We start from the raw sequence: 24980 nt of genomic DNA on the forward strand, positions 1-24980 counted from the left end.
GCGTCCAACTCCACCTCCTCGAACTCCTCGGCATCGAAGTCACCCGAACCCGCTGGCCACAGACCTGAAACGGTGACCTGCGAAGTACGGGGCTAGGAGCCACCGCTGGCGCGGCTTTCGGGCGCACCCCGAGCGCGGCCAACGCCCGGCGTACCCGACCGGCCAGCAGGACACTCCCGCAGGTCTCCGCGAGTTCCAGCGCCGGGCTGAGGATCCGGCGGGCCTGGTCGGCCTCGCCGCTGCGCGACAGGGCGACCCCCAGCTCGTACTGGGCCCGGGCCAGCTCCAGGCGGGCCGGAGACCGCTCCAGCACGGCCACGGCTCGCGCAGGAAGGCTTCCCCGGCAGGGCCGCCCAGGACGACGCCCAGGCAGCGCGACACCACGCCGATCACTCGCTCGGTACCGCACCGGTGGGCCAACTCCAGCTCCTCGGTGGCCAGCCGGAGCGCGTCCGCGCGCTGTCCGAGCGCCAGGTGCAGCAGCGCCGCCCGGGACCGCCAGGGCGTCACGGTCGGATTCGCGACCTGTGCCCGCTTCTCCTGTGCACCGTACTCCAGCAGGACCGCCAGGGCGGCGGCCGGATTGCCCCGCGCCGCGTGCACGCGGCTGCGTACCAGGAGCATCGGCCCCTGCCACAGCCAGCCCGCCCGATCGGTGTCGGCATCCGGCACCAGTACCCGCTCCGCCGCGGCCGGGTCGCACCGCTCCAACAGCGATTCGCCCACCTGGGCCATCATCCCCAGCCGCACCCGGTGCTCCACGCCCTCCCCGGTCGTCGTGGCGGGATGCCCGAAGTCCGTGATGAGCGCGAGCTGTTGACCACGGCGCGCCCGGACCATCAGCTGCCACATCGTCGCCGCCGACAGCATGAGGAACGAGCCCCACCGCCCGCCCACGTCGGCGATCTGGTCGAACCGTGCCGCCGCGTCGTCGAGACGGTCGGTGGTCACGAACGCCAGCCCGGCCAGGCTCACGAGCATCTGCGACTGGTCCATCCCCGCCAGCCCGCCGCGCAGGGCCCGGTCGAGGAGGTCGTTGGTGACCGAGGCGCTGGCGTCCCCGGTGACGGCCGAGGCGGAAAGCGCGGCCAGGACCGCGCACTCACCCGGGGTGTCACCGGCCAGCTTGTGGTCCCACAGCCGTCCGGCGTGCTGCCGGGCCGCGGGGAGGGTGGACAACTGCTCATGACCGATCAGCAGCATCTGGGCCTGCAGGTACCACGACACCTCGCGAGCGAGGGGTTGCCCTGTGTCGCCTCGGCGCAGACCGTGACGAACCGTGGTTCGGCCTCCTGCCCCAGACTCGCCCGCACCAGCCGGGCCACGCTGTCGGCGCCCAGCGCCGGCAGCCCGACCGGAAGGCAGTCCGGCTGTCCGGCGATCTGCTCCAGCAGCGGCTCGGCCTGCGTGCCGCTGTCCGACCGTGCCGCCAGCACCAGCACCAGCACCAGCAGCAGCGGCAGACCACGCAGACGCCGCGCCAGGTAGGCCAGCTACCGGAGGGACGGGCCGTCGGCCCAGTGCACGTCGTCGACCACCAGAGCGAGCGGACCGTCATCCGCGACATGCACCATCAACCAGTACAGGCGGTGCAGAACACCCAGTGACGCCTCGGGCGACAGCCCTTCGTCGCCGGTTCCATCCACGCGCAAGGCGTGCGACGCCAACTCCGCGGGGCCCGACAACAGGCGCTCGCGGCCGGCCCGACCGGCCCGGGCCAGTAACGGCTCGGCCAACTGCCGTAGTGCCGCGAAGGCGAAGTCCTGCTCCAGTTCTGCCCCGCTGGCACGCACCACCCGCGTCCCCCGCGCCTGCTCGGCGGCGGCCCAGGCGTTCACCAGCGAGGTCTTCCCCATCCCCGCGCCCGCCCGCACCAGCACCACCGCCCCCTGGCCGGCCCGGGCCGCACCGGCCGCACGTTCCAGTACCGCCAGCTGGCTGTGGCGATCGAGCAGACCGGATCCCGTCGCACCGTCATCGGCAGGCGGCCCCGCCTGCCGACCGGAGCGGCTGGCGGCTAGCAGTGCGGCAGCGTCGGCGTCCGCCAGCCCCAGTGCCGTCGCCAGCAACTCCACCGTGCGACGCTGCGGCCGCGCCCGGCGGCCCCGCTCCAGATCCCGGATCGACCGGGCCGCCAACCCAGCGGCCTCGGCCAGCTCCTCCTGCGTCAGTCCCGCAGCCCGCCGCAACTCCAGCAACATCTCACCGAACGTCGTCACCCACGCACCCCCACAGCGCTCGAGTTTCCGAGATGATCCGTCATCTCCACGCCATCGCAGTCCCATCCGAGGGCCCCGGACGAGACTGTGACGTTGTGTCGGTGTTCAACCACTACTTGCTGGTAACCGAGCAGGACCCTACCGGCTGCTCCCGTCAGCCGTCAGCCGTCAGCCGTCAGCCGTCAGCCGTCAGCCGTCAGCCGTCAGCCGTCGCTTCCGCCGCTCGTCCGGCCGGTTAGCAGGCAGCTGCCCAGGAAGGCGCCTTCCGTCCTGACGAAGCCTCCGTCCTGTCGGCTCGTGGAGGAGTGGATGGTGTCACTTGGGTGCCGATGCGCTGTGTCATCAAGTGACGCTCTCCGGTGACGGTCGGGCAGATTCCCGCGCCGTCCCGTGCTGCCTGCCCGGGCTGGTCGGGCGCGGGTGCGGTCCTCCGGGCTACCCAGGGGCGCATCCGGGAGGGCTACCCGCCGGTGGCGGCCGCTATCCAGATCCAGTGCTGTCCACTTCCTGGCCGAAGCGTCAAAGGCGCAGCTTCGCCAGCTCCGCCGCCGACAGCGTGAGTCCGGCCGCCGCAGCCGAGTCGCGGATGGAGGCCGGTCGGCGTGCGCCCGGGATCGGGACCACCACCGGCGATTGCGCCAGGTGCCAGGCCAGGCAGACCTGTTGCGGGCTGACACCATGAACGCGGGCGAGGGCGTGGAAGGGCGTGTCCAGCGCCGGCACGGTGGTCCCCGGACCGTCGACGGCGCTGGGTGAGATCCCGCCGAGCGGGCTCCACGGCAGGAATGCCAGGCCGAGCTCGGTGCACAGGTCGAGGGTGTCCCGGGTGGACGGATGCGCCGGGGAGAAACGGTTCTGCACCGAGACCAGACGTGGGCCGAGGATCTCCCGCGCCGTGTGGATCTGGTCACGGTCCACGTTGGAGAGGCCGACCATCCGGATCGTCCCGGCATCGGCCAGGTCCCGAAGCGCGCCGACCGAGTCGGCGAAGGGGACGGCCGGGTCCGGCTTGTGCAACTGGTAGAGGCCGATCGCCTCCACGCCGAGCCGGGCCGCCGAGGCCTCGGCCGCGCGGCGCAGGTGGCGCGGGTCGCCGTTGACCGTCCACGATCCGTCGCCGGGCCGGCCCCGGCCACCCTTGGACGCCACCAGGACGTCGTCCGAGCCACTGCCGTAGGCGGCCAGCGCGCGGGCGATCAGCCGTTCGTTGTGGCCGAGTTCGTCCGCGTGCCAGTGGTAGGAGTCGGCGGTGTCGATCAGTCGTACGCCCGCGTCCAGCGCGGCGCGGATCACGGTGACCGCCTGCTCCTCGTGCGGGCGTCCCTCGACGGAGAGGGGCATCGCGCCAAGGCCGATGGCACCCACCACGACGCCGCCGACGGTGCGGGCGGCGACGTGCGCAGCCGGATTCTGCCTCATCGCCGGGCCTCCTTGAGGACGTGCGGCAGCCAGTCGGCGATCGACGAGAACCGGAAGCCCAGGTGGGCCGCCCGGCCGGTGTCCATCGCGTAGCAGCGATCGAAGGAGAACGGCGAGACGGGATCGTCCGTCCCGCTGACCAGCGCCGGCTCCATGCCGACCGCGCGGCCGACCGCCGCGCACATCTCGCGTGCGTCCAGCGTCCCGTGCGACGCCGCGTTGACGGGACCGGTGAAGTCCGCCGCTGCGGCCCAGGCCAGGAAGCGGGCGATCTCCGCCTCGTGGACGAAGGACGCGGGCTGCGGCGTGTCGTGGACGACTACCGGCAGGCCGTGCCGGATCCGCTCGACGTAGTGGGCGAGCCGCCCGGTGAAGTCGCCGCCGCCGAGGACGTGTGCGGTACGGACGGCAGCGACGTCGAAGGAGGCCTCCCGGGTGAGCAGTGCCTCCGCCTGGCGCTTGCCCTCGCCGTAGTGGTCGTCCCGGAACCGCTGGTCTTCCCAGGGGAGTTCAAGGTCCACCTGCCACGTCGACGGATCGACGGCCTCCTCCGGGACGGCCTCCCCGCCCGGTCGGCCGAGCTCGGCGTAGACCTCGACCGTGGAGGTCAGCAGGTAGCGCCGGGTGCGATCGGCGAAGGCCCGGGCGGCGATGGCCGCTTGGAGCGGCGTGTAGCAGACCTGGTCGACCACGACATCGAAGCGCCGGTCGGCGAGCGCGGTGCGCAGCGCGGCTTCGTCGTCGCGGTCGGCGCGCAGATGGGTCACGCCCTGCGGCGGGGGCGATGAACCTCGGTTGACGACGGTCACCGCCGCGCCCGTGTCCCGTAGTTCCTCGATCAGCCGTCGTCCGAAGTAGCGGCTTCCGCCGATCACGCATACGTCCATGTCGCGGCCTCCTCCCAGCCCAGTCCGTGTCTTGGTGTCCTCGGCGATCAGTCTGCTCGGCTGTGATCAACAGCGGTAGTGTCCATCGTGACACCTCGCCATTAGGAGAACTGTTGATCGACGTCCAGCGGCTGGCCGTGCTGCGCGAGGTCGCCCGCCACGGCAGCTTCAACCAGGCAGCTCTGGCGCTGCACTGCACACCCTCGGCCGTCTCCCAGCAGATCGCCGCGCTGGAGCGAAGCCTCGGCATGTCCGTGGTCGAACGTTCCACCCGCGGCGTCACGCTGACGGACGCGGGCCGCCTGCTGGTGGAGGCCGCAGACGTGATCGCCGCCGAACTGGCCGACACCCGGCAGCGCATCGACCGACTGACCGCCGAACGGACCGCACTCACCGTCGCCACCTTCACCAGCGCGGGCCGGCGGCTGCTGCCCACCGCCCTGGCCGGATTCGCCGCCGACCACCCGGAGGTGGAGCTGACGATCCTGGAGGCGGAGCCGGAGGAGAGCCTGCCCGCCGTCCGCGAGGGGCGGGCCGACCTCGCCCTCGCCTACCACTTCGACGGCCCGCCGCCCGCCCGGCCCGGCGACCGGTCCGGCCTGGACTGGATATCCCTCGGTACGGACCCGCTGCGGGTGGTGCTGCCGCGCCGCCACCCGGCCGCGACCCGCTACCGGGCCCGGCCCGAGCCACCGCATCTGGCCGAACTCGCCGACCAGCGCTGGATCCTGGGCTGCCGCAAGTCCGCTGCCCAGCTCGCCCGCCACGCCGACCTGGTCCGCGTCGAGCTGCGGATCTCGTGCACCGCGACGGACTACGACTTCGCCCAGTCACTCGTCCGCGCCGGCATCGGCATCGCACTGATCCCCGAGATCGGCCTGACCCGGCACCCGGAGCTGGTCGCGCTCCCGCTGGCCGAGCCGAGCCCGCGCCGCCACCTGGGCCTGGCCCTCTCCCGCCGCCGTCGCGGTCCCGCCGCACGGCTGGCCGAGGAGCTGGCATCTCGACTCGTCGACCAGGCAGAGGCGCCGGCCAGCCCGGCTTCGTAGACCGCGACTGACGGGCGCCGATCCACGCCCGGTCGACCGCCTCCGGCGGCCCGGGTAGGAGGAACGGCGATCGGCGAGGGGGCGGGCCACAGCGTCCCGCCCCCTCGTACGTCCCCGGCCGACGTCCGGCGCCTACGGCTCGGTCCGCCCGCACGACCTACGGCTCTGGCCGCAGGTCGTGCGGGTGCCGGATCGGCGCGGCGGGCCCGTGCTGCACCAGGTCCTCAATCCGGGCTTCCCCGGAGGACGCCGGTGAGCATCTCGGCGGCGGCCGGGCCCGCCTCGGCGGCCAGCCGGAGGTCGGCCACCGCCCCGCGCACCCCGAGTGCGAGGCCTACCGGATTCATTCGGCGTGCGTCAGTGTGCGACCGGCCCGAACGGCGCCGAGCCGTCGGAGACCTCGGGCGCACCGGTGTCATCGCCGCCGTGGGGAGCGACTCCGGCAGCGTGGCTGGCGGCACCGCCGTTGAGGTCGCGATGCACCACCGACGCGAGCGCCTGGATCGTGTCGATCCCGTACTCCTCGGTGGCGTTGTCCTGGCTCAGGACCGCCATCCGGTAGTCCTTGTCCGCGCTGGTGAAGATGCCCAGGCTGTGCACCCGCCAGCCGTGGGTCGCCCGCGGCAGCCAGCCGTTCTTCAGGTGCACGGAGACCGTGGCCGGCGCTCCGAAGGGGGTGCCCCAGCGCTGGTCGGCCTCCACCTGGCTCATCAGCCCGAGGGCGTACGCCTTCCCCGCAGGGGTGAGCACGTTCGGGTTGTCGGTGAAGACGTCCAGCATCTTCAGCTCGTCGGCTGCGGTGATCTGTGTCAGACCCCAGAAGCCGTCGGCGCCCAGCTGGGTGTCCTTCATCCCGGCCAGTTGCAGGAAAGCCTGGAGGCGGGGCATGCCCAGGCTCTTCCACAGATTGGTGGCCGCAGTGTTGTCGGACGCCGTGATCATCTGCTGGAGGTTCTGGTCCTCCCAGTCGGTCAGGTACCGGTGGTTCTCGTCCTCGGCACGGCGCAGCACGGCGCCCATGATGGTCGCCTTGATGACGCTCGCCGAGTCAAAGTGCACGGTGGCGTGGTCGGCGCAGGACACACCGGTCTTGGCGTCCGATATCGCGAAGGCCACGGTGTCCTTACGGCCCGCCAGGGCGCTTGCGATGTCCTGGGACAGACGGGCTGCCAGCTGGGGGTTGTGCGCGGAGGCGCAGTACTTCGGGGTGCTCCGCGTGGGGCGGGGCGTCGCCTGTGCGGCGGTGGGTACGGCGGACACCAGCAGCGCTGCTGCCGCGCCCGCGGCCAGCCGCGCGAGCGGGCGGCGTATGCGGAGGTGATGGAAAGCTGTCATCAGGAAGGAATCCTTTCGGGAGACGGGCGGAGCCGTCCCAGGAACGAGGTCGAGCGATCCGGTGCCAGGAGCCACCGCGCGCCGTCGGAGGTCGCGGTTCCCCAGCCGTGCGCTGTGTTTCGAGATCACGCGGCTGGTGGCTCGCGTGCCCGGTCGTTGGAGTCCGGTGTCAGGGCATGACAGGCGAAGGGCGCCATCTCGCGTTGGAGGTCATACGGCTCGGCGGTCCGCGATGTCCTGAGCCGACCTGACAGCATCAGGTCAACTCACCGACGGAAAGGGCCTCTTCAAGCTCTCTTCGTTGGAGGTGCGAGGCGGCAGGGGCCGCCCGGGACATGGCACCGACGCCTTGCCCGCCACCGGCCCAGGGGTCTACTCCAGCGTCTGCGACAGCCGGTTGAGGGACAGGCCAACTGCCGCCGCAACGACGAAAGTTGATCCTGTCAGGAAAATGCATCGGTCCACGTTGGCCCCCCAGGTCTGCAACGGCCTCCACCGTATCGGTAGCGAACTCGCTGCACACAGGCGCCCTGTCCGCTACCGGCCCGGTCTCCAAGCTCGCTCAGGGCCGACTCGCCGGCCGCAAGCAGTGTTCCCCGCGCTCCGAGCCTGCTCCTGGAAGGGCCGGCGACCCTGTGGCGGTGGAGAGTGGAGCAACCGGGGCCGGCGGTTCTCCGCCCACGGTCGGCGTCCTGTGGGCCTGACAGAACCTCAGGAGGGCCGTGGATCCCCCTCAGCGGCCCGCTGGGAAGCACCCGCCGAAGCCGCCGTACCTCGTTGGGGAAACGCCATCAAGGTGACCGGGACCCCTCCAAGAGCCGGTCGAGCCCCCAGTGAACTTCCCCGCCTGCGCCGCCCATCCGTGGCGGTCGACCGCGCCGATCCGCCCGGACGTGCTCGGCGTGCCAGGGCGGCCTCCACCAACCACGTCCGGAAGCCTGCCCGCCCCACCCACACGCGGGTCAACCACACCTGCGCCGCGCTGAAAGACCTGGAGGACCACGAGCTGGTCGAAGCGCGGGGGAGGACGACCGTCCGGCCCGGCGCGTTGCCGCCGGAACCCGGCCGGAACGAGGACGGTGACGCCGAAGACATCTGGGGGCTCACCGAGCTGGGCCTGGCCGCGGCCGCCGCGCAGGTGACGGGAGACTCGCGGCGACGCAGTCAAGGACGCGTTCCAGCCCGTACCGGAACTGGTCGTCGCGGCTCAGGTGCGGCTGGCGCGCCTCCATCGCAATCTTGGTGAAGATCGGGTACTCCCCGCGCTTCAGTAGCTGCTGGACGTACGGGTAGCTCCGCGCCACCCACTCGGACTCGCTGAGCCCGCTGCGGCGGACCTCCTCGGCCCAGCTGACCTCGTCACGGACGGCACCCTCGACGTAGCCGTTCAGAACGGCCATGAGGCTGAGGTTCTCGAGGGGGCATGGTGGATCCGATCGTGGTCGCCGGGGGGCTGTGGAATCTCGTCCCGCCGCCGGTCCGTGCCCACAAGCGCAGGGGACGGTGAAGGCCGTGGCCGGCGGGTCCGACGGCTGGCCGTCACTGATCAGCGAAGACGACCGCGACACGGCCGTACAGCGCCTGCAGGAGGCGTACGGCGAGGGGCATCTCTCGCACGGGGAGCTGGAGGAACGCCTCCACGAGGTGCTCACCGCCAAGACGCACCGTGCGCTCGTGTCGGCTCTGGCCTCGCTCCCGGAAGATGCAGGCGACACGTCCACGATTGCCGTTGTCAGCGGACGGATCCAGCGGCGCGGCGCATGGCGGGTACCTCGGATCCTCAAGGTCGCGTCCGCACTCGGAAGGGTGCACCTGGACCTGTCCCGGGCGGTCATCGACCATCCGGCGGTCGACATCGAGTTTCAACTCGGCTCGGGCAGCGCCAAGATCACGGTACCTCGCGACGCGATCGTCGACATCGAGGATCTGCGCACCGGGTGGAAGGACCCTCTCTACAGGACCCGGCGGCGCCCCCGCCCAGACGGGCCGAGGATCCGGATCTCCGGGAGCATGGGGCTCGGCCGGTTGAAGATCCGCCACGCGCGGCGTTGAGGCGCACTCGGGGGAGCACTGGTGGCGTCGGTTTCTACTGTGGACCACGACAGGTGTCAGCGGGCCGAGGCGAGTTCGGCGAGCAGGGCGGGGCCTGACCAGTAGCGGGCGGTGCCGGGGGCGGCCGTCTCGGCTTCGCGGACGAGGGTGATCAGGCGGGCGTTGGCGGGGGCGGTGAGGCCCTGGCGCTCGGCCAGGGCGACGATCTCTCCCTGTAGTGAGTCGATCTCGGTCGGGCGAGCCCGCTGGAGGTCCTCCCACATCGAGGAGCGGGCGGCGGCGTCGATCCGCAGGCTCGCCCCCGCCAGCCGATGGAACAGCGCGTCCGGCAGGCCAAGGACGTGTGGCATCAACCCCGGCGCCACCGGGCCGAGCTTGGCCGGCGTCACCCCGGTGGCCCGGAACGCTGCCAGCGCCTCCCGCTGGCAGCGTGCCAGGCACAGCCGGTACGCCCGCTGCCCGACCTGCTCGCGCAGTGGCAGGCCGGAGAGTGCGTTGAGCGCGTTGTTGAGGTTCATCAGCAGCTTCGCCGCTTGGACGGCCGGCATGTCCGGCCGCAGCTCCAGCAGCAGACCGCTCGCCCCGGCCGCGTCGGCGAGAGCGTTCGCGCCTTCGTCGGCCGCCAGCATCAGCGCCCCGCCGCTGCCCTGATGGAAGGCGGCGGGACCGGTCCGCACCACGTTGTACGGGACCATGCCGGCCACCACCCGGTGGGACGGCAGTGCGCTCCGCAGGACGTCCGGGTTGCGCAGACCGTTCTGGAAGCTGACCACCACCGTGTCGGGGCCGAGGTGCGGGGCGAGCTCCCGGGCGGCGGCCGCGGTGTCGGCGGACTTCACCGTGACCAGGACGTAGTCGGCGCCGGCCGCAGCCTTCGGGTCGGCGGTGGTCAAGTCCCGTATCTCGCGACGGGCCTGGCCCGGGCCGGTGAGGGTCAGCCCGTCCGCGTCGATCGCCGCCATCGCGGCCGGCCGGCCGATCAGGGTGACCTCGGCGGTCGCGGCGAGCATGCCGCCGAGATGGCAGCCGATCGATCCGGCGCCGAACACGGCGACCCGGAGCCGGGGCTGGGCAGGGGTGGTGGGCACGGGCTGCTCCGGGTGAAGGCGGGACGGACGGGGGCAGGGAGGGGTTCAGGGGCGGACAGACGGGTGTGGGGGCGGGTCAGTCGAAGAGGTCGGGGTCGGAGACGGTGATCTGGTCCCACAGCGGGCGGGCCTGGAACCAGCCTGCCAGCGAGTGTCCGATCTGGCCGCGGGTGATCAGCGCGGTCTCGCGGTCGATCAGCTTCGGGGTGCCGGCAGCCATCGCCAGCAGCTGCGCCTGGCAGGAGCGCTCCATGGTGATGAACCACCAGACCGCCTCGGCCACGGACTGACCAACCGTCAGCAGGCCGTGGTTCTGCAGGATCACGGCCTTGTGGCCGCCCAGCGCCGCGGCCACCCGCTTGCCCTCCTCGACCTTGTTCACCACGCCCCGGTAGTCGCTGTACAGGCCGTGGTCCTCGAAGAAGACGCAGGCGTCCTGGGTTATCGGATCGAGCGGGATGCCGAGGCTGGAGAAGGCCTTGCCGTACAGCGAGTGCGAGTGTGCGGCGGCGATCGCGTCCGGGCGGGCCGCGTGCACCTGGGAGTGGATCACGAACGCGGCCTGGTTCACCGGCCGGTTGCCGTGCAGCAGGGTGCCCTCGTGGTCGACCAGGATCAGGTCGGAGGCCTTGATCTGATTGAAGCTCATGCCGAACGGGTTCACCCAGAACCAGTTCGGGTTCTCCGGGTCGCGTACGGTGATGTGCCCGGCGACGCCCTCCGAGAAGCCGAACCGGCCGAAGAGGCGGAAGCCCGCCGCCAGCTGCTCCTTCCGGTACTGCCGCTCCTCCTCCACCGAGTCGAAGACCGGCGGCACCGGCAGGGTCACCCCGTCCGGGGCCGGGCCCACGACGTCCGACTGCGCGTACGGGTCGGCGGGGTGGTGCGGTGCGGACATGGCGACTCCCGGGCTGCGGCGGTGGGGGCGGGGCGGACAGAGTCTGCGAACTGGCGAAAACATACTCCAACTTCAGCAAGCAACGATGCAGGAGGTGTTGGCAGCATGGGCAGTTGGCCTCGCTGCGGCGGTCAGGGATGATGCGTTCTCAGTAGGTGATCTCGAGGAGTGCGGTGGCGTGGTCGAAGCGTGAACGGTAGTGGTCGGCGGCGGCGATGTTGGCCCAACCGGCCTTGCGCAGCAGGCCGATGGCGAGGTTGCGCAAGGTGGCGGAAGCTGGGCAGCCGGGCCAGGTCGCCGCATCGCAGCACCGCGCTGCTTCGGCTTCCGCCGAGGGCCAGGCCGTTGACCCACCGACGCGGTCGTACCTCCTGTGTGCCGCTCCCGTCCAGTTGAAGGTCTCACCCGAGCAGCGTATGGACCGAGGTCCAGGCGCGGGGCCGTGCCGATCGGCACATTCGGGGCGTGCCGCTGGGCGGAATACGTCCCGATCGGCAGATGGTCCGTCTGGGGCCCTGGCAGCGAGGCTGGTGGGCAGTGAGACGGCGGCCACCGGGGCCGCCGACGAAGGGAGTTCACCGTGTTCCGCGCCTCCACCGCCCGGACCTTCGGCGCCGTGCGCCGACCCCGCCGCCTCGGCGTCGCCGTGACGAGCGCCGGGCTGGCACTCGCTACGCTCACCGGGGTCACCGCGGCATCCGCTGCCGACACCGCCGAAGCTCGCGGCTCGAACCGGCCCGCGCAGCTGGCGAGCGTCACCGGCTCGGGACGCATCTTCTACGCCTTCGCCGCCGCCGACGAGATCCGGTTCAGCATCGACGCCCAGGCCGCCCCCTACACCCGGCGCTTCCCCGACGTCCCCGCACTCAAGGAAGGCCTGCCCACCGACGCCCGCGGCACCGTCCGCTTCTCGCACCGCGATGCCGCAAGCGGGAACACCTACCATGACGAGGCCGCCGTGGACTGCCTGGTGACCGGCGACCGGGTCGCCACCCTCACCGCCGTCGTCACCAAGTCGGAGGTCGGGAACGTCGGCCAGCGGATCGGACTGAGCGTCTACGACGGCGCCACCAAGGACACCCCCGGCCACAGCAATGACCGTCTCGGCTTCTCCTGGGGTGTCGTCAACCTCGACGTGGACGCCCACGGCCACCCCGTGCAGCCGGTGGTCGGCACCTGCATGGCGCCGGCCCCGTTCGCCCCGGTCGTCCAAGGCGGCTTCACCGTCCACCACGCCGACCTGCTGACCCACCCACCGACCCGCTGACCCGAAAGACCTGTGCGAACCACCGGCCCGATCCCCGACACCGGGGGTCGGGCCACTCCCGGGTACGTCCTCACACGAGGCTGCGCGCCGGCGCCGGCCACCGCAGCACCCGATGGCCGCAGCGCGCCACCAGTGCACCTCCTCCCAGGTGGTGTTGCAGAGCCGCCGGCGGCAACGCGGGCATCCACTCGGTCGGCTCGGCGAGCCGGAGGACATCGCCGATGTGGTGGCCTTCCTGGCGGGTCCGCAGAGCCGCTGACTGACCGGCCAGATCATCGACGTCTCCGGCACCTACCTCGGCCCGATCGCGGCCGGGTGATCCGCCGCCCGCCGCCCGGGCTATCGGCCTGTTTCGTAGCGGAGGCCGTCGAGGAGCAGGTCGAGGAGGCGGCCGGCTCGTTCGCGTTGGGCGGGAGTGCTGGTGATCAGTGAGATGCCGCTGAGGCTGAGGCCGACGTCGAGGGGGTCGATGTCCGAGCGGAGGAGACCGGCTTCGGCGCCGGCGTGCAGCAGGGTGTCGATCGCGGTGCGGAGTTTGTCGAGGGTCTCGGCGAAGGGGTCCGCACCGGAGGCGACCGCGGCCCGCAGGGCGTCCGCCATGCCGTGCTTGGCGGCCAGGTAGTCGATGAACCTGTCCATCCACAGGCGCATCGCCCTATCCGGCGGGAAGTCGGCCAGCAGCTCCGCGACGCTTTCGCAGACCCGGGCCAGCTCGTTGCGGTAGGCCGCCTCGATGAGCGCCTCGCGGGTGGGGAAGTGGCGGTAGAGCGTGGCCGAGCCGACGCCCGCGGCCTTGGCGATCGCATCGATCGCAACGTCCGCGCCCTTCTCGGAGAAGGCGCGAACGGCCGCTTCGAGGATGCGCTCCCGGTTGCGGCGGGCATCGGCACGCAACGGGCTCGGGCGGGTGGTCAAGGCTGCTGCTCCCTTCGTCGGGGGATCAGTCTACTTGGACAATCGGGGAGCTCCCCGATTGCTGTGCAGTTAATCGGGGAGTTCCCCGGGTGTGGGTCAATGCGGGTTGCGCTTGACGGGAAGAACCCTTGACGACCAGCAAGAAGACGGTCCTGATCACCGGGGAACTGCTTGCGCAGCTCCAGGGTCAGCTCCCGGTCCGGGCCTTCCAGCACGTGCAGGTAGGCCAGGCCGGTCGGCTCCGCGCCCAACCCGAAGGCGCGGCTGCGGGTCATCGGCGCCATCACGACGCGGCTGGCCAGGCGCTTGCCGCCCAGGACGATCGGATCGAAAGCAGTGGTCATGGTCCTTCCTTCGGGGGAAGCGATGCTCCGCGGTGCGGCACTTCCTGACCAACGCCGAGTAAATACCTGCTCGAACAAGTAAACGTGATGAAGCCGCTCCCCGGGAGTAGTGTGACGCACGCCATGTTCCTCTATCTGCCCGTATGTGCCACGCGGCCAGAATGCCCCCGACAAGCAAGCGAATCAGAAGGTAGAATCAAGCTGCTTGAGCAGGAAAGTGAGGAATAGATGTCGCAGTCCATGTCGAAGGTCGGGAAGAGTCCCGCGGGAACGGGTCAGGAGGCGAGCGTCCCGGTGCCGGCCGCAGCCGGCGGCGGGCCGATCAGTCACGCGATCTTCCGCCTGGCCCGCCTGCACCGCATGTTCGCCGGACAACTACTGCGCCGCATCGGCCTGCACCCGGGCCAGGAGCTGGTCATGATGCACCTGTGGGAACTCGGCGCACAGCGCCAGGCCGACCTGGTGCGACTGCTGGACTCCGACGCCGCCACCATGACCCGGACCGTCCAGCGCCTGGAACAGGCCGGTTTCGTCCGCCGCCGCCCTTCACCCACCGACAAGCGCGCATCACTCATCGAACCCACCGCGGCCAGCCACGCCCTGCGCCGGGAGGTCGAGCAGAGCTGGAGCCAGCTCGAGGACCTCGTGACCGCGGGCCTGACCGCCGACGAGTGCACTGCGGCTCTGGATACCCTGGAGCGCCTGGAGCGGAACCTCGTACAGGCCGCCGCCGACCCCGCACGCGCAGACACGGAGCGGTAGCGCCTTCTGCGGGAACCAAAGGTGACCAGTTGCCCGGCGCAGCAGCTGGATGGCGGCCGCTCGCCGGAACCGGTCGACGCAGCGAGGACGGGTGCAACACCGGGTGCAACGCGCCCGCTCCTAACGGGATTCGGCGCATCGATGCCGGTCAGGGCCGCAACACGGCGGCCGTGTTCACCGTGGCTCATGCACCTGCGCCTTGCAGGTGGCTGGCCGCTGACTGAACCTGGCGGTCCGGCTGAAGGTCACCGGCCGGGGTGCGCAGGTGGTGGCGGACCTGTGGATGGCCGCTGTGGGGAACCCGGCCACCACCGAGATGCTCGCCACCGTCCCGGTCGGCGCCGCCCGCATCGAGGACCTCATCCAGCGCGGACCGGCCCGCGCCGATCTGACACCCGCTCGGCGACGAGAGCCGACGCGCGTGCCGGTGCAGCGAGCTGTAGGGCGCAGTACGGCGAAGGGGCGGGCTGGTGCAGCCCGCCCCTTCGATCGCTGTTCTGCCTTCCCGGGCCGCCGAACGACTGCCCCCGGCAAGCCCGCGATCAGTCAGTGCCCGCACCGCACCGGCGGACGCGGGCAGGTGACCTACCGTCCGGCCCGGCTGCGGAGCCAACGGGCCAGCCATCCCGGCGGTCTACAGCGCCGCCCGGTCGGCTCCGTCGGGTAGGACGGGCAGCGGCCAGGCCGCGTCCGGCGCCCAGGTGGGCCACGGGTCGGCGAACGGTCCGGCCCGGTCCTGGAGGAGGCCGAGAGCGCGCTGACGTGCCTGCTCGACCAGACGGTGGTCGGCGTCAGTGATGAAACCGAGCCGCCGTCCGTGGGCGTACTCGTCCTCGTCCTTGAAGACGTAGCCGGACAGGTCGGGCTCGATCACCAGGTCGACGAGCAGGTCCAGGGTGTCGATCCCGATCCGCGTCCGGACCGCCGGGCGCTCGAAGTTCACGTACAGGCGCAACGGCTCGCCGCTGTCCGGCTCCTGGAAGTAGTGCAGGGAGAACATCTCCCCGGCCTCGAAGCGGGCCCGGACGACGGTGTGCTGCCAGGCCCACGGGCCGAGCTCCCAAATGCCGGCCGCGAGATTCTGCAGGCCGCTCTTGCGGACGGCGTCGTCGCCGGTGCGCAACGCGGTGGTCCAGGCGGTCGGGGCGAGGGAGCGGATGCCGGGCCAGTAGCCGAGCTCCAGCACCGTGCCGGTGTCGGCCAGCGCTCGGTACGGCTGGGCTGACCACACGCGGCCCGCGTGAATGTCGCGGTGCACCACCGTGGCGCCGGGCGCGAAGCGAGTCCCCGGCGCCGCCGGGGCGGTCACCGCCGGCCCCACGTCGTGCACGCGGGCTCGTGCCAGGTCGTCCGGACGACCATCCCGTCGGGCGTAAGGTGCTCGCTGGACCAGGTCCGGCAGCACCCGCCGCCCGGCCGGGCCGGAGTCGGCGGCCTCACGGCGCGGACCCGAGCAGAAAGTGCAGGGACGGCCGATGTGGCGGGACGGCAGCGTCCGGTTGAGGAAGTCGTCATGCCGTAGGCCATGCCCGCCCCGGCGTCCCGCCGAACCCCGCCGCCACCCGAACAAGCCAGCCCCGCATCTAACCGGCCGCTGGCCTGCACCGACACGGGAAACTCACCAGGGCAGCGGCAAGACCCACCACCGGAAGTCAGCGGAGGTGGGGAAGCCGACTCGACTCCGACGGCGAGCTCCTTGAGATCGTGCAGCACGTCGCCGGCGTCAGGGGTGTGTGGCGGCGGTACGGCGTCGACGACGGCGTGCACAACCAGGGCCTGACCGGACGAGGGGCCTCCATCGCAGACGCACTCGGATGGACACATCGAGGAGGCGGCCACGGCCCGGCGCCAGCGACTCGGTCCGGCGTCGTGGTGACCGCGATCGGAGTGCGGGGCTCGTCGGATCGGCGGCAGGCGCCATCGCTCGCCCCGTACCGCATGCTCAGAGCCGAAGCGGCGGCCCGCCGTGCCGACGGGCCGCCGCTTCCGCTTGCGTGCTTCCGTCAGGGCTGCGAGCCGGGGTCGGCCGGCAGCCCGGACGGATGGGTGGATCAGGGGTGGTAGCGCTGGGCGATGGTCGTGATCGCACCGGCTTTGTTCACCGTGATCACGTACTGGTTGTTGCAGGAGGAGGGCCAGTGGACGGCACTGCGGTTGCTCTTGCAGGTGTGGACGCGCCGGAGAAGGTCGGTCAGGCTCACCTTCTCCTCGTGGACGCCGTTGAGCAGGGTGGCCTTGGCACCGGGCGCGAAGTGGAACTTCGTGGGCTTGCCCACCGGGGCGAAGTAACCGTCGTCGAAGCCGCAGAAGTACTTGGTGTTCCGGGCGGTCAGTGACCTGCCGGAGGGGCTCGCGTCAATGGCCTGGAGGACCCGCAGGTGGTACGGGTTACCCCCGCAGTCGGCCGTCGGCGCACCCGCCGAGATCGTGCCACCCGAGCGGGCGGGCTGGGGGGCAGCCGACGCGGTGGTCGTGCCGAGCGCGGTCAGGGTGAGGGCCGCACTGGCCACGCCGGCGGCGGCGAAGCCGAGATGACGCATCATCAAGAAGTCCCCTTGAAGTGAGTTGGGCGCCCACGGCGGAGCACCTCACTTCCTTGAACGCCGCGGGCAGCCCTTCGCGTTGCACCCCGGATCCAATCTTTTTCATCGCGGACCCGGTGTAGTGCGCACCCGCCGCGCCCATCTGGCACCCGCTGGACGGCGACAGCACTCGGTCGGGCGGGGAGTGTGGGCGAGCGACGGCACCAGGAACCGGCCATCCCGGCCATCCCGGCCATGCGGCCGAGGCGCAGCGGCTCACGGAGGAGCTGCGCGCGATGATCGGGGGTCCATGCCGTCGTGCTGACTACGCCACAGGAACCTTCCTCCCGGCGCCCGGCGATGAATCAACTCACGTTTTACAGTCGGTAGTTGGATGCCCCTGCAGGCGGCCGGCGCCCGGAATCAGGACGTTCGTCTTTTCGAGGCGCATGACGCTCCCCGGCCAGGTCGCGGGCATGTATGCCGTAGGTCTTCTGACGGAACATCAGCCATGGTCTCGGTCGAGACGGCCTGCGCCCGCGCGAGCAGCGAGAGCGCCCGTGCGGTCGACGTCGGGTCTTCGGCTACGGCCGGCCCTAACGCCGCGGCGGGCCGCTCCGGGGGTTAGCGGGGAGAAGCCGAGCGCCTTGTCGATCCGTAGCAGAGCCTCGGTGATGTCCGCCAGCGCCGGCGCCGCGTATCGGATCTTCGCCCTGCGGGTCGTCATGCTGTCGTGGTCACAAGCCGAGAACCTCGGTGTGCAGGGACCCGGTGTCGGCGATGGTGAGGCCACCCGCGCCGACATGAAGCAGGCCGAGGACGTCCGACGGGAAGGCCAGAGACCAGGCGCACTCTTGATCCCGTGGGGTTAGCATCGCTTGGTGGAGGACGATCGGGAGTGGCCGGAGTGGCCCGAGGACGAGTACGCGCAGTACTTGAAGGGCGAACGAACCAGGTATGCCTGGGTCATGCGCACCTATGGTGCCATGACGTTGGCGCAGGCCGACGAAGTAGCCACGCAGCACTACCCCTACGAGCCGCCCGGCACGCCGTTCCGTGGCCTGGTCTTCCATGACGAGGCGTGGCATTGGGCGATGCTTGCGCTCAAGGGCGATCAGTACGTGTTGCGTCATCCTGAGCTTGTCGAACCCCCGGCAGCGTACGAAGCCCTCGATGAGCAGGGCTGAAACTGCCGCTGGCGGTGGCGCTCGAGCCGGATCGGCGCGCTGTGGGGCCGGGTGTCAGTGGGGGAGTGCCTGGTAGAGACCGCGGCCGGTGCGCTGTGCCTGGGACGCTTTCACGGCCCGTTCGAGGCTGGTGCGTACGGCGTTGACGTTGGCGGGGGTGGTCTCACGGCCAAGGGCCTGGGTGACCTGTGCGGCCCGGACCGGTTCCTTCACCTCGGCCAGGTACGCCAGGATGCCTGCGGACAGCCCGGGGGTGCGCTTGCGCGCCTCAACCGGCTCGGACGCGGCGGTCGTGGTCTTCTTCGGCACGGCGCGCTCGCGTGTCTTCGTCGTCTTGGCAGCCTTCCCGGCGGCCTTGCGGCGTGTCGCGGTCCGCCGCTGCGGCTCGGTTGGGGAGGCGGCCTTCCTGCGGGCAGCGGCCCGCCTGCGCCCGGGCGCTGCCGCCGCGCCCGCGGTGTCCTGCTCGCCGGACGGCTCAGTCGACGATCGCTGGGCTTGGCCGACCGTCTCCTTGGGCAGTGGGACGGCGGACAGCGACTGCAGGGCGCGCAGCGCGTCCCGCGCCGCTTCCAGCCGACCGGTGACGGCGGCCAGTTCCGCTTCCAGCCTCTGCTGATGCCGCTCGAGTTCAGGAAGCTCGGCACGCAGGACGGCGATGGTGGACGTCACGCTGAGATGAGTGTCTGCGTTGTGTGCCAAAGGGTGCTCCTCTTGGTGTTCCGGACGCGGCCGACGGCGTGCGTCTTGGTCAGACTGTACGGGGGCACGGCTTCCCAGTCCTACCAACGAGCCCGCGTCACCCGGTAGAGCACCTTCAATTCGTCGGGCAGCGCGACGCCGAGGCGCTCTTTTGCGGCGGCGACAGGGCGACCGTCGCCTGCGTGCCACCCACTCCGTCGATGGTGTACAAGCGCCGTAGCACGTCCTGCAGTTGCTCGGTGGTCTGGGTGTGCACCTTCATCAGGACTGAGGCGCTCCCAGCGATGATGTGGGCCTCTTCGAGCTCCGGGATCGTGGTGAAGGCCGCGGCGGACTCGCCCATCCACGCCGCGGAGCCGACCACCGACCGCCGGCTGCTCGCCCTGCCCATGGCAGTGCGACGCTGACGGCGGCGCGAGCACCTCCGTGAGGGCCGGCCGGTCAGGTGGCGGGCTACCGACGTCGCCGCCGTGCAGTTCCAGACAATGCGGCGCAACGACCCTCCGCACTGCCAAGCCCAGATCATTCCGGCGAACACCGAGATCGGCGTGGGCTTCTACCACGATGAGACCGCCTGATGGGGCGTGCATGAGTTCGGCAACGGGTGAGCGCGGCGCGTCTTTGCCAGCTGCAATGCGCTTCGGTCGTCCCGCCCGCGGCCCGATGCTGGGCACGGCGTCACGCGGCAGCAGGCCCGCCGCGTGACTTTCGCCGATCGGGGCAGGTGGCCGATCAGGACGTGGGTGGTCAGACCGTCGGCGAGGGCGAGAAGCGTGTGTGCCGCCTGGTGCGGGATCGTGGTCCGTGCGGGCGGCCACGTCACTGTGCGGGGCCGGGTCGTCCGCCGAACGGGAGTCTCGACCGGGTGATCGCGGTCGCTGCCGGGCATGAAAGCAGGGCCTCGTGGCAGCTTGAAGGTCATCTACGCCAACGAGTGATTCAGGAGGCACTGTTGTCGCCGTTGTACGTCCTCGCGCCGACTGGGTTCAACTCGCTCAGCCCGGGTGCGCCGGGACGGCGGTCCGCGCGTCGGTACCGAGAAAATCCAGGGGAGCAGACGCCCGCGCGGTGCTACGGTCGGGCGCCATGAGCTGGCTCCCCGATGACTTCGTCCACCCCGTCCTGGTACCGCTGCCGGGCGGCGGCCATCACCTGCGGCCGATCCGGGAGGCGGACACCCCGCTCGACTATCCGGCCGTGATGGGCTCGCGCGAGCGGCTGTGGACCATCTTCGGCCCGGCCTGGGGCTGGCCCGCGGCCACCATGACCTACGAGGCCGACCAGGCCGACCTGTTGCGGCACGAGAAGGAGATCGCCGCACACCAGTCCTTCAACTACGCGCTGTTCGATGCGGCGGAGACGGCCCTGCTCGGCTGCGTCTACATCGACCCGCCGGAGAGGGCTGGCGCGGACGGCGAGATCTCCTGGTGGGTGGTGGACGAGCTGGTGGGTGGCAAGGTCGAGCAGGCCCTGGACGCGCTGGTGCCGCAGTGGATCGCCGCCGACTGGCCGTTCGAGCAGCCGCGCTTCCTGGGCCGCGAGATCTCCTGGGCGGGCTGGCTCGCCCTGCCGGCGCACCCCGACGCGTAACACCCGGTCGAAGCCCGGGGCTAAGAAGTGTGCTCCGGGAACAGCACCGTGACGGTCACCGTGGCGAGGGTCATGCGGCGGTCTCGATGCCGAGCTCGGCGAGCAGGCCGCGGATGCGCTGCTCGATCTGGTCGCGGATCGGGCGGACGGCGTCCACGCCCTGGCTGGCCGGGTCGTCGAGCTGCCAGTCCAGGTACTGCTTTCCGGGGAAGTACGGGCAGGCGTCCCCGCAGCCCATGGTGATCACTACGTCGGACGCCTGCACCGCCTCGACGGTGAGTACCTTCGGCACCTCGGCGGAGACGTCGATCCCGACCTCCTTCATGGCCTCGACCACGGCCGGATTCACGATGTCGGCGGGCGCGGAGCCGGCCGAGCGGACCTCGACCCGGTCGCCACCGAGGCGAGCGAGGAAGGCGGCGGCCATCTGGGAGCGGCCGGCGTTGTGGACGCAGACGAACAGCACGGACGGGACGGCGGGAGAGCTCACGGGTTCTTCCTTCGGGCAGGTGTGTGGTGACGGGGGGTTCAGTGGGCGGAGGCGGCCGGGTGGCGCTCGCCGTGCGGGACGACCACCTCATCCTCGGCGGCCGGGGCGGGCCGGCCGAACAGCACGGCAACCAGGGCGACGCCGACCACCAGGCCGACGAGCTGGGCAGCGACGAACGCCGGCAGCGAGGCGGGGGCGATGCCGGCGAAGGTGTCGGTGAAGGCCCGGCCGATCGTTACCGCGGGGTTGGCGAAGCTGGTGGAGGAGGTGAACCAGTACGCCGCGCCGATGTAGGAGGCGACCGCGACCGGCGCGAAGTGCGAGCGGCCGGTGCGGGCCAGGCCGAAGATCAGGAGCACCAGGCCGGCGGTCGCCACGACCTCGCCCAGCCATAGGTGCGGGCCGGAGCGGTCGTGGGTGGACCAGCGCACCAGCGGCTCGGCGAACATCGCGTCCGCCAGCACCGCCCCGCCGATCGCCCCGGTGATCTGGGCCGGGAGGTAGGCGGCGACCTCCCGTGGGCTCGGTCCCTCACCGCCGCGGCGACCTGTCCACCAGGCCGCGAGGGTCACGGCCGGGTTGAAGTGGGCGCCGGAGACCGGGCCGAGCAGGGCGATCAGCACCCCGAGGCCGAAGACGGTGGCTTCGGAGTTGGCCAGCAGCTGCACGCCGATGTCCTGGGAGAGCTTGGTGGCCTGGATGCCGGAGCCGACCACCACCGCGACGAGCGCGCCGGTCCCGACGAACTCGACGGCCGTCCGGCGGCCCAGCGGTGCGATCGCGGTCATCTCACATCCCCCGCGGCGGTGCCGGACGGGGTCCGGAGCAGGGAGGACAGCTTGGCCAAGGCCGCGGGCAGGACCCAGTAGTAGACCCAGGTCCCGCGCCGCTCGGAGCCGACCAGGCCGGCCTCGCGCAGCACCTTCAGGTGGTGGGAGATCGTCGGCTGGGAGACGTCGAAGGGGCCGGTCAGGTCGCAGACACAGGCCTCGCCGCCCTCATAGGAGGCGATCAGCGACAGCAGGCGCAGCCGCACCGGGTCCGACAGCGCCTTGAACATCCGCGCCAGGTCGACGGCGGCCTCCTCGCCCAGCGGCTCGCGGACCATCGGCGAGCAGCACACCGCGGCGTCGTCCTGCCCGAGGACGACCAGCTCTGATTTCGACATGCGTCTATGTTGACAGCCATCTACTTAGAGAGGCAAGCCTGCTATATCGACAGATGTCGATATAGCAGCTCAGGTCGGGGATGTCGTCATGCCCCGTGTTCGGCTCGCCCTGTGCGTCGTCGACCTCGAAGCTCGGTGGCCCCCTCTATGGCAGCGGTATGGGCGACACGAGCGATCCCCTCCAGGTGCGACCAATCTGAAGATCATTCCACTCGATTAGCCAATGCGACAGTGCCATTCCGAGGACTCCGGTCGCGTTAGGCGAACGCTCCTGCCGAACTATTCGGTTCATGGCTATTCGGTTCATGGCGCTTCGGGAAGGCGATGACGCCGATAAAACATCATGTGTTGTGATTGTATGTCTTTCTTTCGAGGTCTTTGCCTCGGTCTCAGATCTGCTTATCTTATTCGTGAACGCATCAATTTAGTGTGGTGCCAAACGTTCGGGAGGGAAATCCATGCTTGCCATGCGCGCCGGTGCCATCGCCGTCACCTCTGTCCTGCTCGCCGGTGCTGGCGCCACGGCCTCGGCGCAGACCGTCAGCCGCTTCGACGACGGCAGCTTCGAGTACCCGAGGGCGACAGCCAGCAGCTTCACCGAACTGTCCGCAGGGCAGGCCATCGGGCCGTGGCAGGTCACCGCGGGGACCGTCGACCTGATCGGCGCAGGCTTCTGGCAGGCGGCGGAAGGAGACCAGTCCGTCGACCTCAACGGCGCCGGGCCCGGTGCGGTGGCCCAGACCTTCACCACCGTCCCCGGTGCGACCTACACCGTCACCTACGCCCTGGCCGGGAACCCCACGGGCGCCCCGACGCTCAAGACCGGCCGCGCCCTCATCGACGGGCAGGACTACCAGGACTTCTCCTTCAACACCACTGGCAAGTCGCTCACGAACATGGGATACGTCAACCGGCAGTTCACCTTCCAGGCCGCCAACTCCGCGACCACCGTCACCTTCGCCAGCACAACGACGACCGGCCCGCGCGGGCCGGTCGTCGACAACGTCCGGATCGAGCGCTGCGCACCCTGCCCGACTTGCGGCAACGGCTGACAGGCTCGGCACGCGGGCTGGGTGAGATCAAGGGACGCGAAACCACCTGACGTTCGCCCAGCCGGTTCGCTCCCGCGCTCCATCTGCCGACAGCACGCCCACTCCCGTTCGGCGGCTGGACGATCCCCTTCGGCGGCATCCGAGCGAGATCGCGGTGGCCATGATGCGGGCGATGGCAGCCATCCTCTCGTCCGCCGGGTTCACCGTTGAAGACGCGAACGATGAGTACCGCTCCCACCAGTTGCGGGTCGTGCGAGGTTCCCGGTCAGGGCGAGCTGTCGATGTGGTCACTTCGGGATGACGAGTTGGCCGTGCCCGACTGGCAGACCGGGACTCAAGGCGGCTCTGCCTGATCCGACCCCGGTTCAGTTCGGCCGGGGGCCTCTCCGGGGAAACCCTGAGATCAACTACGGGCAGAAACTGGGATCTTCCCCGATGGCGGGCCTGAGCAGGGTCCTGACAGTACCTCAGTCATCGGGCCGAGGTCTGTCGGCCGGATCCACCAGTCTGTTTGGAGCACCTCCTCGTGAACACTCGCGCGAACCGTACCCGTTGGGCCCTCTTGGTCGCCGGTGGAGCACTGCTGACCGCCGTGACGATCGGCGCGAGTGCGCCCGCCTTCGCGGCCCCGGCCGCGCCGGTACCGGCCGCCGGAGCCGCGAACGGCATATCGCACACGGCCGTCGCACTGCTGCCGCCGCTTGACCCCGCGGCGATCCAGAAGGTGCTCGACCAGCACCCCACCCCCGATGTCACCGGCGCGTTGGTCCGGGTCAGCGGGAGCGCCGGGAGCTTCCAGGGCGCCTCCGGCACCGGCGACCTGGCGACAGGCCAGGCGGTGGATCCCAACGGCCGGTTCCGAATCGGTAGCATCTCCAAGGTGTTCACCACGGCCGTCGTACTGCAACTCGCGGGTGAACGGCGGCTGGATCTCGACGGTACGGTGCAGCAGTACCTGCCGGGTGTGCTGCCCAAGAAGTTCCCGCTGGTCACAGTGGGCGAACTGCTCAACCACACCAGCGGGCTTCCCACCGGTTCGGAGGAGATGTGGGGGGACGGCTCGACCGCCTGGTTCGAGGCTCACCGGCTCGACAGTTGGACGCCGGAGCAGGTCGTCGCCACGCTGAAGGGTCAACCGACGGACTCCCAGCCCGGTACCGCGCAGCAGGTTCCGACGATGAACTTTGATCCCGGTACCGCGCAGCAGTACAACGGGATGAACACCTTCCTCGCCGGGATGGTCATCGAGCGGGTGACCGGGCACAGCTTTGCCCATGAGGTGCGGGATCGGATCATCCGGCCGCTCGGCCTGCACCAGACGTCGGTGCCCGATGCCGACAACCCGGCTCTGCCGCACCCGAGTTCGCACGCCTACCTGACTGTGACCGACCCGGACGGCACCACGCACCAGGCCGACGTCACCGAGCAGAGCCCCTGGCCGTGGGCCGAGGGCGGCCTGATCTCCAGCGCGTCCGATCTGGACCGGTTCTTCTCAGCTCTGTTCCAGGGCCGGCTGCTGCCGGCCTCGGTCCAGGAGAACCTGTTCACCGTGCCCGACGTGCCGAACTTCCACAACAATGACTGCGGCAAGGGTCCGTCCTCCCGGGCCTGCATGAGCATGGGCCTGGAGCGGATCGAGCAGGGCGGCCTGGTCGCCTGGGGCAAGACCGGTTCCCGGCCCGGCTACACCAGCGGGGTGTTCGCCACCCGTGACCTGAGCCGCAAGGTGGTCTACTCGGTGAACCCGACCGGCCTCGCCGGGGCGGAGACCCCCTACGCCAGCCGCCTGCTCGTCACCTCGTTCGGACTCACCCGATAGCACGGGCACACCGGGGCCCGCGGTACGAGCGGCGGGCCCAGCCCGGTCGGGGGGTAGACCAGGGCGGACAGGAGGCGCGCCCGGCCGCTTCCATGCGCAGCGCGGGTTTGCCCGTCCGGGCCTAACCTCGCGCTTTCACGAGCAGGGCTGTCCGAGGCGTGATCAAAAGACTGAGGAGTGCCGCTGACCTGCGACGATAGGGCTTGTCTAAGGTCCAT

At 70.8% G+C, this 24980-nt stretch carries 26 protein-coding genes and 3 pseudogenes; 10 read left to right on the forward strand and 19 right to left on the reverse strand.

Annotation, left to right across the window (positions count from 1 at the left end):
• Positions 1-39 precede the first annotated feature (39 nt).
• The 5 genes from ABD369_RS37420 to ABD369_RS37440 form a co-directional block, all read right to left on the reverse strand.
• Positions 40-1227 (reverse strand): hypothetical protein, encoded by a 1188-nt coding sequence (locus tag ABD369_RS37420; protein WP_344641113.1) that lies wholly within the window; start codon positions 1225-1227, stop codon positions 40-42.
• Entirely contained in the window at positions 1194-1448 is a 255-nt protein-coding gene (locus ABD369_RS37425; protein WP_344641114.1) for a hypothetical protein, read from the reverse strand. The genes ABD369_RS37420 and ABD369_RS37425 overlap by 34 nt, the downstream gene beginning before the upstream one ends.
• Positions 1449-1493: 45 nt before the next feature.
• Positions 1494-2219 carry an AAA family ATPase gene (locus ABD369_RS37430; protein ID WP_344641115.1) on the reverse strand — a complete coding sequence of 242 codons (726 nt, stop codon included), beginning with the start codon at positions 2217-2219 and terminating at the stop codon, positions 1494-1496.
• Positions 2220-2738: 519 nt separating this feature from the next.
• On the reverse strand, positions 2739-3638 hold the full coding sequence (locus ABD369_RS37435) for an aldo/keto reductase (RefSeq protein WP_344641116.1): 900 nt from the start codon (positions 3636-3638) through the stop codon (positions 2739-2741).
• The gene (locus ABD369_RS37440) at positions 3635-4525 is read right to left on the reverse strand and encodes an NAD-dependent epimerase/dehydratase family protein (protein WP_344641117.1); all 891 of its coding nucleotides are present in this window, start codon (positions 4523-4525) and stop codon (positions 3635-3637) included. The genes ABD369_RS37435 and ABD369_RS37440 overlap by 4 nt, the downstream gene beginning before the upstream one ends.
• Positions 4526-4638: 113 nt before the next feature.
• Here ABD369_RS37440 and ABD369_RS37445 point away from each other — a divergent pair, with 113 nt between their 5' ends.
• On the forward strand, positions 4639-5574 hold the full coding sequence (locus ABD369_RS37445) for a LysR family transcriptional regulator (protein WP_344641118.1): 936 nt from the start codon (positions 4639-4641) through the stop codon (positions 5572-5574).
• A 224-nt stretch (positions 5575-5798) separates the two neighbouring features.
• Here the strand turns inward: ABD369_RS37445 and ABD369_RS37450 are convergent, their stop codons facing one another.
• The 3 genes from ABD369_RS37450 to ABD369_RS37460 all read right to left on the reverse strand — a co-directional run bounded on the left by ABD369_RS37450 (position 5799) and on the right by ABD369_RS37460 (position 8309).
• Positions 5799-5921, reverse strand: coding sequence for a hypothetical protein (locus ABD369_RS37450; protein ID WP_344641119.1), 123 nt, complete (start codon positions 5919-5921; stop codon positions 5799-5801).
• A 10-nt stretch (positions 5922-5931) separates the two neighbouring features.
• On the reverse strand, positions 5932-6909 hold the full coding sequence (locus tag ABD369_RS37455; protein WP_344641120.1) for a serine hydrolase: 978 nt from the start codon (positions 6907-6909) through the stop codon (positions 5932-5934).
• 1103 nt (positions 6910-8012) lie between these two features.
• A complete protein-coding gene (locus ABD369_RS37460) occupies positions 8013-8309 on the reverse strand; it encodes a TetR/AcrR family transcriptional regulator C-terminal domain-containing protein (protein ID WP_344641121.1) in 297 nt (98 codons plus the stop codon).
• A gap of 112 nt (positions 8310-8421) precedes the next feature.
• Here ABD369_RS37460 and ABD369_RS37465 point away from each other — a divergent pair, with 112 nt between their 5' ends.
• A complete protein-coding gene (locus ABD369_RS37465) occupies positions 8422-8961 on the forward strand; it encodes a DUF1707 SHOCT-like domain-containing protein (RefSeq protein WP_344641122.1) in 540 nt (179 codons plus the stop codon).
• A gap of 56 nt (positions 8962-9017) precedes the next feature.
• Here the strand turns inward: ABD369_RS37465 and ABD369_RS37470 are convergent, their stop codons facing one another.
• Both ABD369_RS37470 and ABD369_RS37475 read right to left on the reverse strand, forming a co-directional pair.
• Positions 9018-10049 (reverse strand): 2-dehydropantoate 2-reductase, encoded by a 1032-nt coding sequence (locus tag ABD369_RS37470; RefSeq protein ID WP_344641123.1) that lies wholly within the window; start codon positions 10047-10049, stop codon positions 9018-9020.
• A 76-nt stretch (positions 10050-10125) separates the two neighbouring features.
• On the reverse strand, positions 10126-10947 hold the full coding sequence (locus ABD369_RS37475; protein WP_344641124.1) for a class II aldolase/adducin family protein: 822 nt from the start codon (positions 10945-10947) through the stop codon (positions 10126-10128).
• A gap of 580 nt (positions 10948-11527) precedes the next feature.
• On the opposite strand from ABD369_RS37475, the gene ABD369_RS37480 reads away from it, so the two are divergent.
• Together ABD369_RS37480 and ABD369_RS37485 are read left to right on the forward strand one after the other, a co-directional pair.
• On the forward strand, positions 11528-12214 hold the full coding sequence (locus tag ABD369_RS37480) for a hypothetical protein (protein ID WP_344641125.1): 687 nt from the start codon (positions 11528-11530) through the stop codon (positions 12212-12214).
• Positions 12215-12401: 187 nt separating this feature from the next.
• A pseudogene (locus ABD369_RS37485) lies at positions 12402-12473 on the forward strand (short-chain dehydrogenase); the annotation flags it as partial.
• 80 nt (positions 12474-12553) lie between these two features.
• Here ABD369_RS37485 and ABD369_RS37490 read toward each other — a convergent pair.
• Positions 12554-13129 carry a TetR/AcrR family transcriptional regulator gene (locus tag ABD369_RS37490; protein WP_344641126.1) on the reverse strand — a complete coding sequence of 192 codons (576 nt, stop codon included), beginning with the start codon at positions 13127-13129 and terminating at the stop codon, positions 12554-12556.
• Positions 13130-13356: 227 nt separating this feature from the next.
• Positions 13357-13473: pseudogene (locus tag ABD369_RS41390) on the reverse strand (alkene reductase); the annotation flags it as partial.
• 240 nt (positions 13474-13713) lie between these two features.
• On the opposite strand from ABD369_RS41390, the gene ABD369_RS37500 reads away from it, so the two are divergent.
• Positions 13714-14235 carry a MarR family winged helix-turn-helix transcriptional regulator gene (locus ABD369_RS37500; RefSeq protein WP_425557863.1) on the forward strand — a complete coding sequence of 174 codons (522 nt, stop codon included), beginning with the start codon at positions 13714-13716 and terminating at the stop codon, positions 14233-14235.
• Positions 14236-14869: 634 nt separating this feature from the next.
• On the opposite strand, the gene ABD369_RS37505 is transcribed toward ABD369_RS37500, so the two are convergent.
• Both ABD369_RS37505 and ABD369_RS37510 read right to left on the reverse strand, forming a co-directional pair.
• Positions 14870-15565 (reverse strand): ribonuclease FAU-1 family protein, encoded by a 696-nt coding sequence (locus ABD369_RS37505; protein WP_344641128.1) that lies wholly within the window; start codon positions 15563-15565, stop codon positions 14870-14872.
• A gap of 721 nt (positions 15566-16286) precedes the next feature.
• Positions 16287-16778: a hypothetical protein gene (locus ABD369_RS37510; protein ID WP_344641129.1), complete on the reverse strand. Its 492-nt coding sequence runs from the start codon at positions 16776-16778 to the stop codon at positions 16287-16289.
• 653 nt (positions 16779-17431) lie between these two features.
• Here ABD369_RS37510 and ABD369_RS37515 point away from each other — a divergent pair.
• Positions 17432-17629 (forward strand): hypothetical protein, encoded by a 198-nt coding sequence (locus ABD369_RS37515; RefSeq protein WP_344641130.1) that lies wholly within the window; start codon positions 17432-17434, stop codon positions 17627-17629.
• 9 nt (positions 17630-17638) lie between these two features.
• Positions 17639-17944: a hypothetical protein gene (locus ABD369_RS37520; protein ID WP_344641131.1), complete on the forward strand. Its 306-nt coding sequence runs from the start codon at positions 17639-17641 to the stop codon at positions 17942-17944.
• 54 nt (positions 17945-17998) lie between these two features.
• Here ABD369_RS37520 and ABD369_RS37525 read toward each other — a convergent pair whose 3' ends face one another.
• Positions 17999-18643, reverse strand: a complete 645-nt coding sequence (locus tag ABD369_RS37525; protein ID WP_344641132.1) for a hypothetical protein — start codon at positions 18641-18643, stop codon at positions 17999-18001.
• A gap of 115 nt (positions 18644-18758) precedes the next feature.
• Positions 18759-19004: pseudogene (locus ABD369_RS37530) on the reverse strand (Lrp/AsnC ligand binding domain-containing protein); the annotation flags it as partial.
• A 725-nt stretch (positions 19005-19729) separates the two neighbouring features.
• On the opposite strand from ABD369_RS37530, the gene ABD369_RS37535 reads away from it, so the two are divergent.
• Entirely contained in the window at positions 19730-20233 is a 504-nt protein-coding gene (locus ABD369_RS37535; protein WP_344641133.1) for a GNAT family N-acetyltransferase, read from the forward strand.
• Between the two features lie 70 nt (positions 20234-20303).
• Here the strand turns inward: ABD369_RS37535 and ABD369_RS37540 are convergent, their stop codons facing one another.
• From ABD369_RS37540 to ABD369_RS37550, 3 genes are read right to left on the reverse strand one after another with little or no spacing between them, the layout of a single operon-like run.
• Positions 20304-20723, reverse strand: a complete 420-nt coding sequence (locus ABD369_RS37540; RefSeq protein WP_344641134.1) for an arsenate reductase ArsC — start codon at positions 20721-20723, stop codon at positions 20304-20306.
• Between the two features lie 38 nt (positions 20724-20761).
• Positions 20762-21511, reverse strand: coding sequence for an aquaporin (locus tag ABD369_RS37545; protein WP_344641135.1), 750 nt, complete (start codon positions 21509-21511; stop codon positions 20762-20764).
• Positions 21508-21891 (reverse strand): ArsR/SmtB family transcription factor, encoded by a 384-nt coding sequence (locus ABD369_RS37550; RefSeq protein ID WP_344641136.1) that lies wholly within the window; start codon positions 21889-21891, stop codon positions 21508-21510. The genes ABD369_RS37545 and ABD369_RS37550 overlap by 4 nt, the downstream gene beginning before the upstream one ends.
• Positions 21892-22349: 458 nt before the next feature.
• On the opposite strand from ABD369_RS37550, the gene ABD369_RS37555 reads away from it, so the two are divergent.
• Both ABD369_RS37555 and ABD369_RS37560 read left to right on the forward strand, forming a co-directional pair.
• Positions 22350-22943: a choice-of-anchor C family protein gene (locus ABD369_RS37555; protein ID WP_344641137.1), complete on the forward strand. Its 594-nt coding sequence runs from the start codon at positions 22350-22352 to the stop codon at positions 22941-22943.
• A gap of 526 nt (positions 22944-23469) precedes the next feature.
• The gene (locus tag ABD369_RS37560; protein WP_344641138.1) at positions 23470-24762 is read left to right on the forward strand and encodes a serine hydrolase domain-containing protein; all 1293 of its coding nucleotides are present in this window, start codon (positions 23470-23472) and stop codon (positions 24760-24762) included.
• Positions 24763-24980 lie beyond the last annotated feature (218 nt).

The organism is Kitasatospora cystarginea, from assembly GCF_039533515.1.
Lineage (GTDB): Bacteria > Actinomycetota > Actinomycetes > Streptomycetales > Streptomycetaceae > Kitasatospora > Kitasatospora cystarginea.

What these genes read in the sequence shown, in the direction of transcription:
- ABD369_RS37435 (WP_344641116.1), bottom strand. Translation starts at nt 3,638, where the DNA reads ATGAGGCAGAATCCGGCTGCGCACGTCGCCGCCCGCACCGTCGGCGGC.
- ABD369_RS37440 (WP_344641117.1), bottom strand. Translation starts at nt 4,525, where the DNA reads ATGGACGTATGCGTGATCGGCGGAAGCCGCTACTTCGGACGACGGCTG.
- ABD369_RS37450 (WP_344641119.1), bottom strand. Translation starts at nt 5,921, where the DNA reads ATGAATCCGGTAGGCCTCGCACTCGGGGTGCGCGGGGCGGTGGCCGAC.
- ABD369_RS37455 (WP_344641120.1), bottom strand. Translation starts at nt 6,909, where the DNA reads ATGACAGCTTTCCATCACCTCCGCATACGCCGCCCGCTCGCGCGGCTG.
- ABD369_RS37460 (WP_344641121.1), bottom strand. Translation starts at nt 8,309, where the DNA reads ATGGCCGTTCTGAACGGCTACGTCGAGGGTGCCGTCCGTGACGAGGTC.
- ABD369_RS37475 (WP_344641124.1), bottom strand. Translation starts at nt 10,947, where the DNA reads ATGTCCGCACCGCACCACCCCGCCGACCCGTACGCGCAGTCGGACGTC.
- ABD369_RS37500 (WP_425557863.1), top strand. Translation starts at nt 13,714, where the DNA reads ATGTCGAAGGTCGGGAAGAGTCCCGCGGGAACGGGTCAGGAGGCGAGC.
- ABD369_RS37510 (WP_344641129.1), bottom strand. Translation starts at nt 16,778, where the DNA reads ATGATGCGTCATCTCGGCTTCGCCGCCGCCGGCGTGGCCAGTGCGGCC.
- ABD369_RS37515 (WP_344641130.1), top strand. Translation starts at nt 17,432, where the DNA reads ATGTCCGCCAGCGCCGGCGCCGCGTATCGGATCTTCGCCCTGCGGGTC.
- ABD369_RS37535 (WP_344641133.1), top strand. Translation starts at nt 19,730, where the DNA reads ATGAGCTGGCTCCCCGATGACTTCGTCCACCCCGTCCTGGTACCGCTG.
- ABD369_RS37545 (WP_344641135.1), bottom strand. Translation starts at nt 21,511, where the DNA reads ATGACCGCGATCGCACCGCTGGGCCGCCGGACGGCCGTCGAGTTCGTC.
- ABD369_RS37550 (WP_344641136.1), bottom strand. Translation starts at nt 21,891, where the DNA reads ATGTCGAAATCAGAGCTGGTCGTCCTCGGGCAGGACGACGCCGCGGTG.
- ABD369_RS37555 (WP_344641137.1), top strand. Translation starts at nt 22,350, where the DNA reads ATGCTTGCCATGCGCGCCGGTGCCATCGCCGTCACCTCTGTCCTGCTC.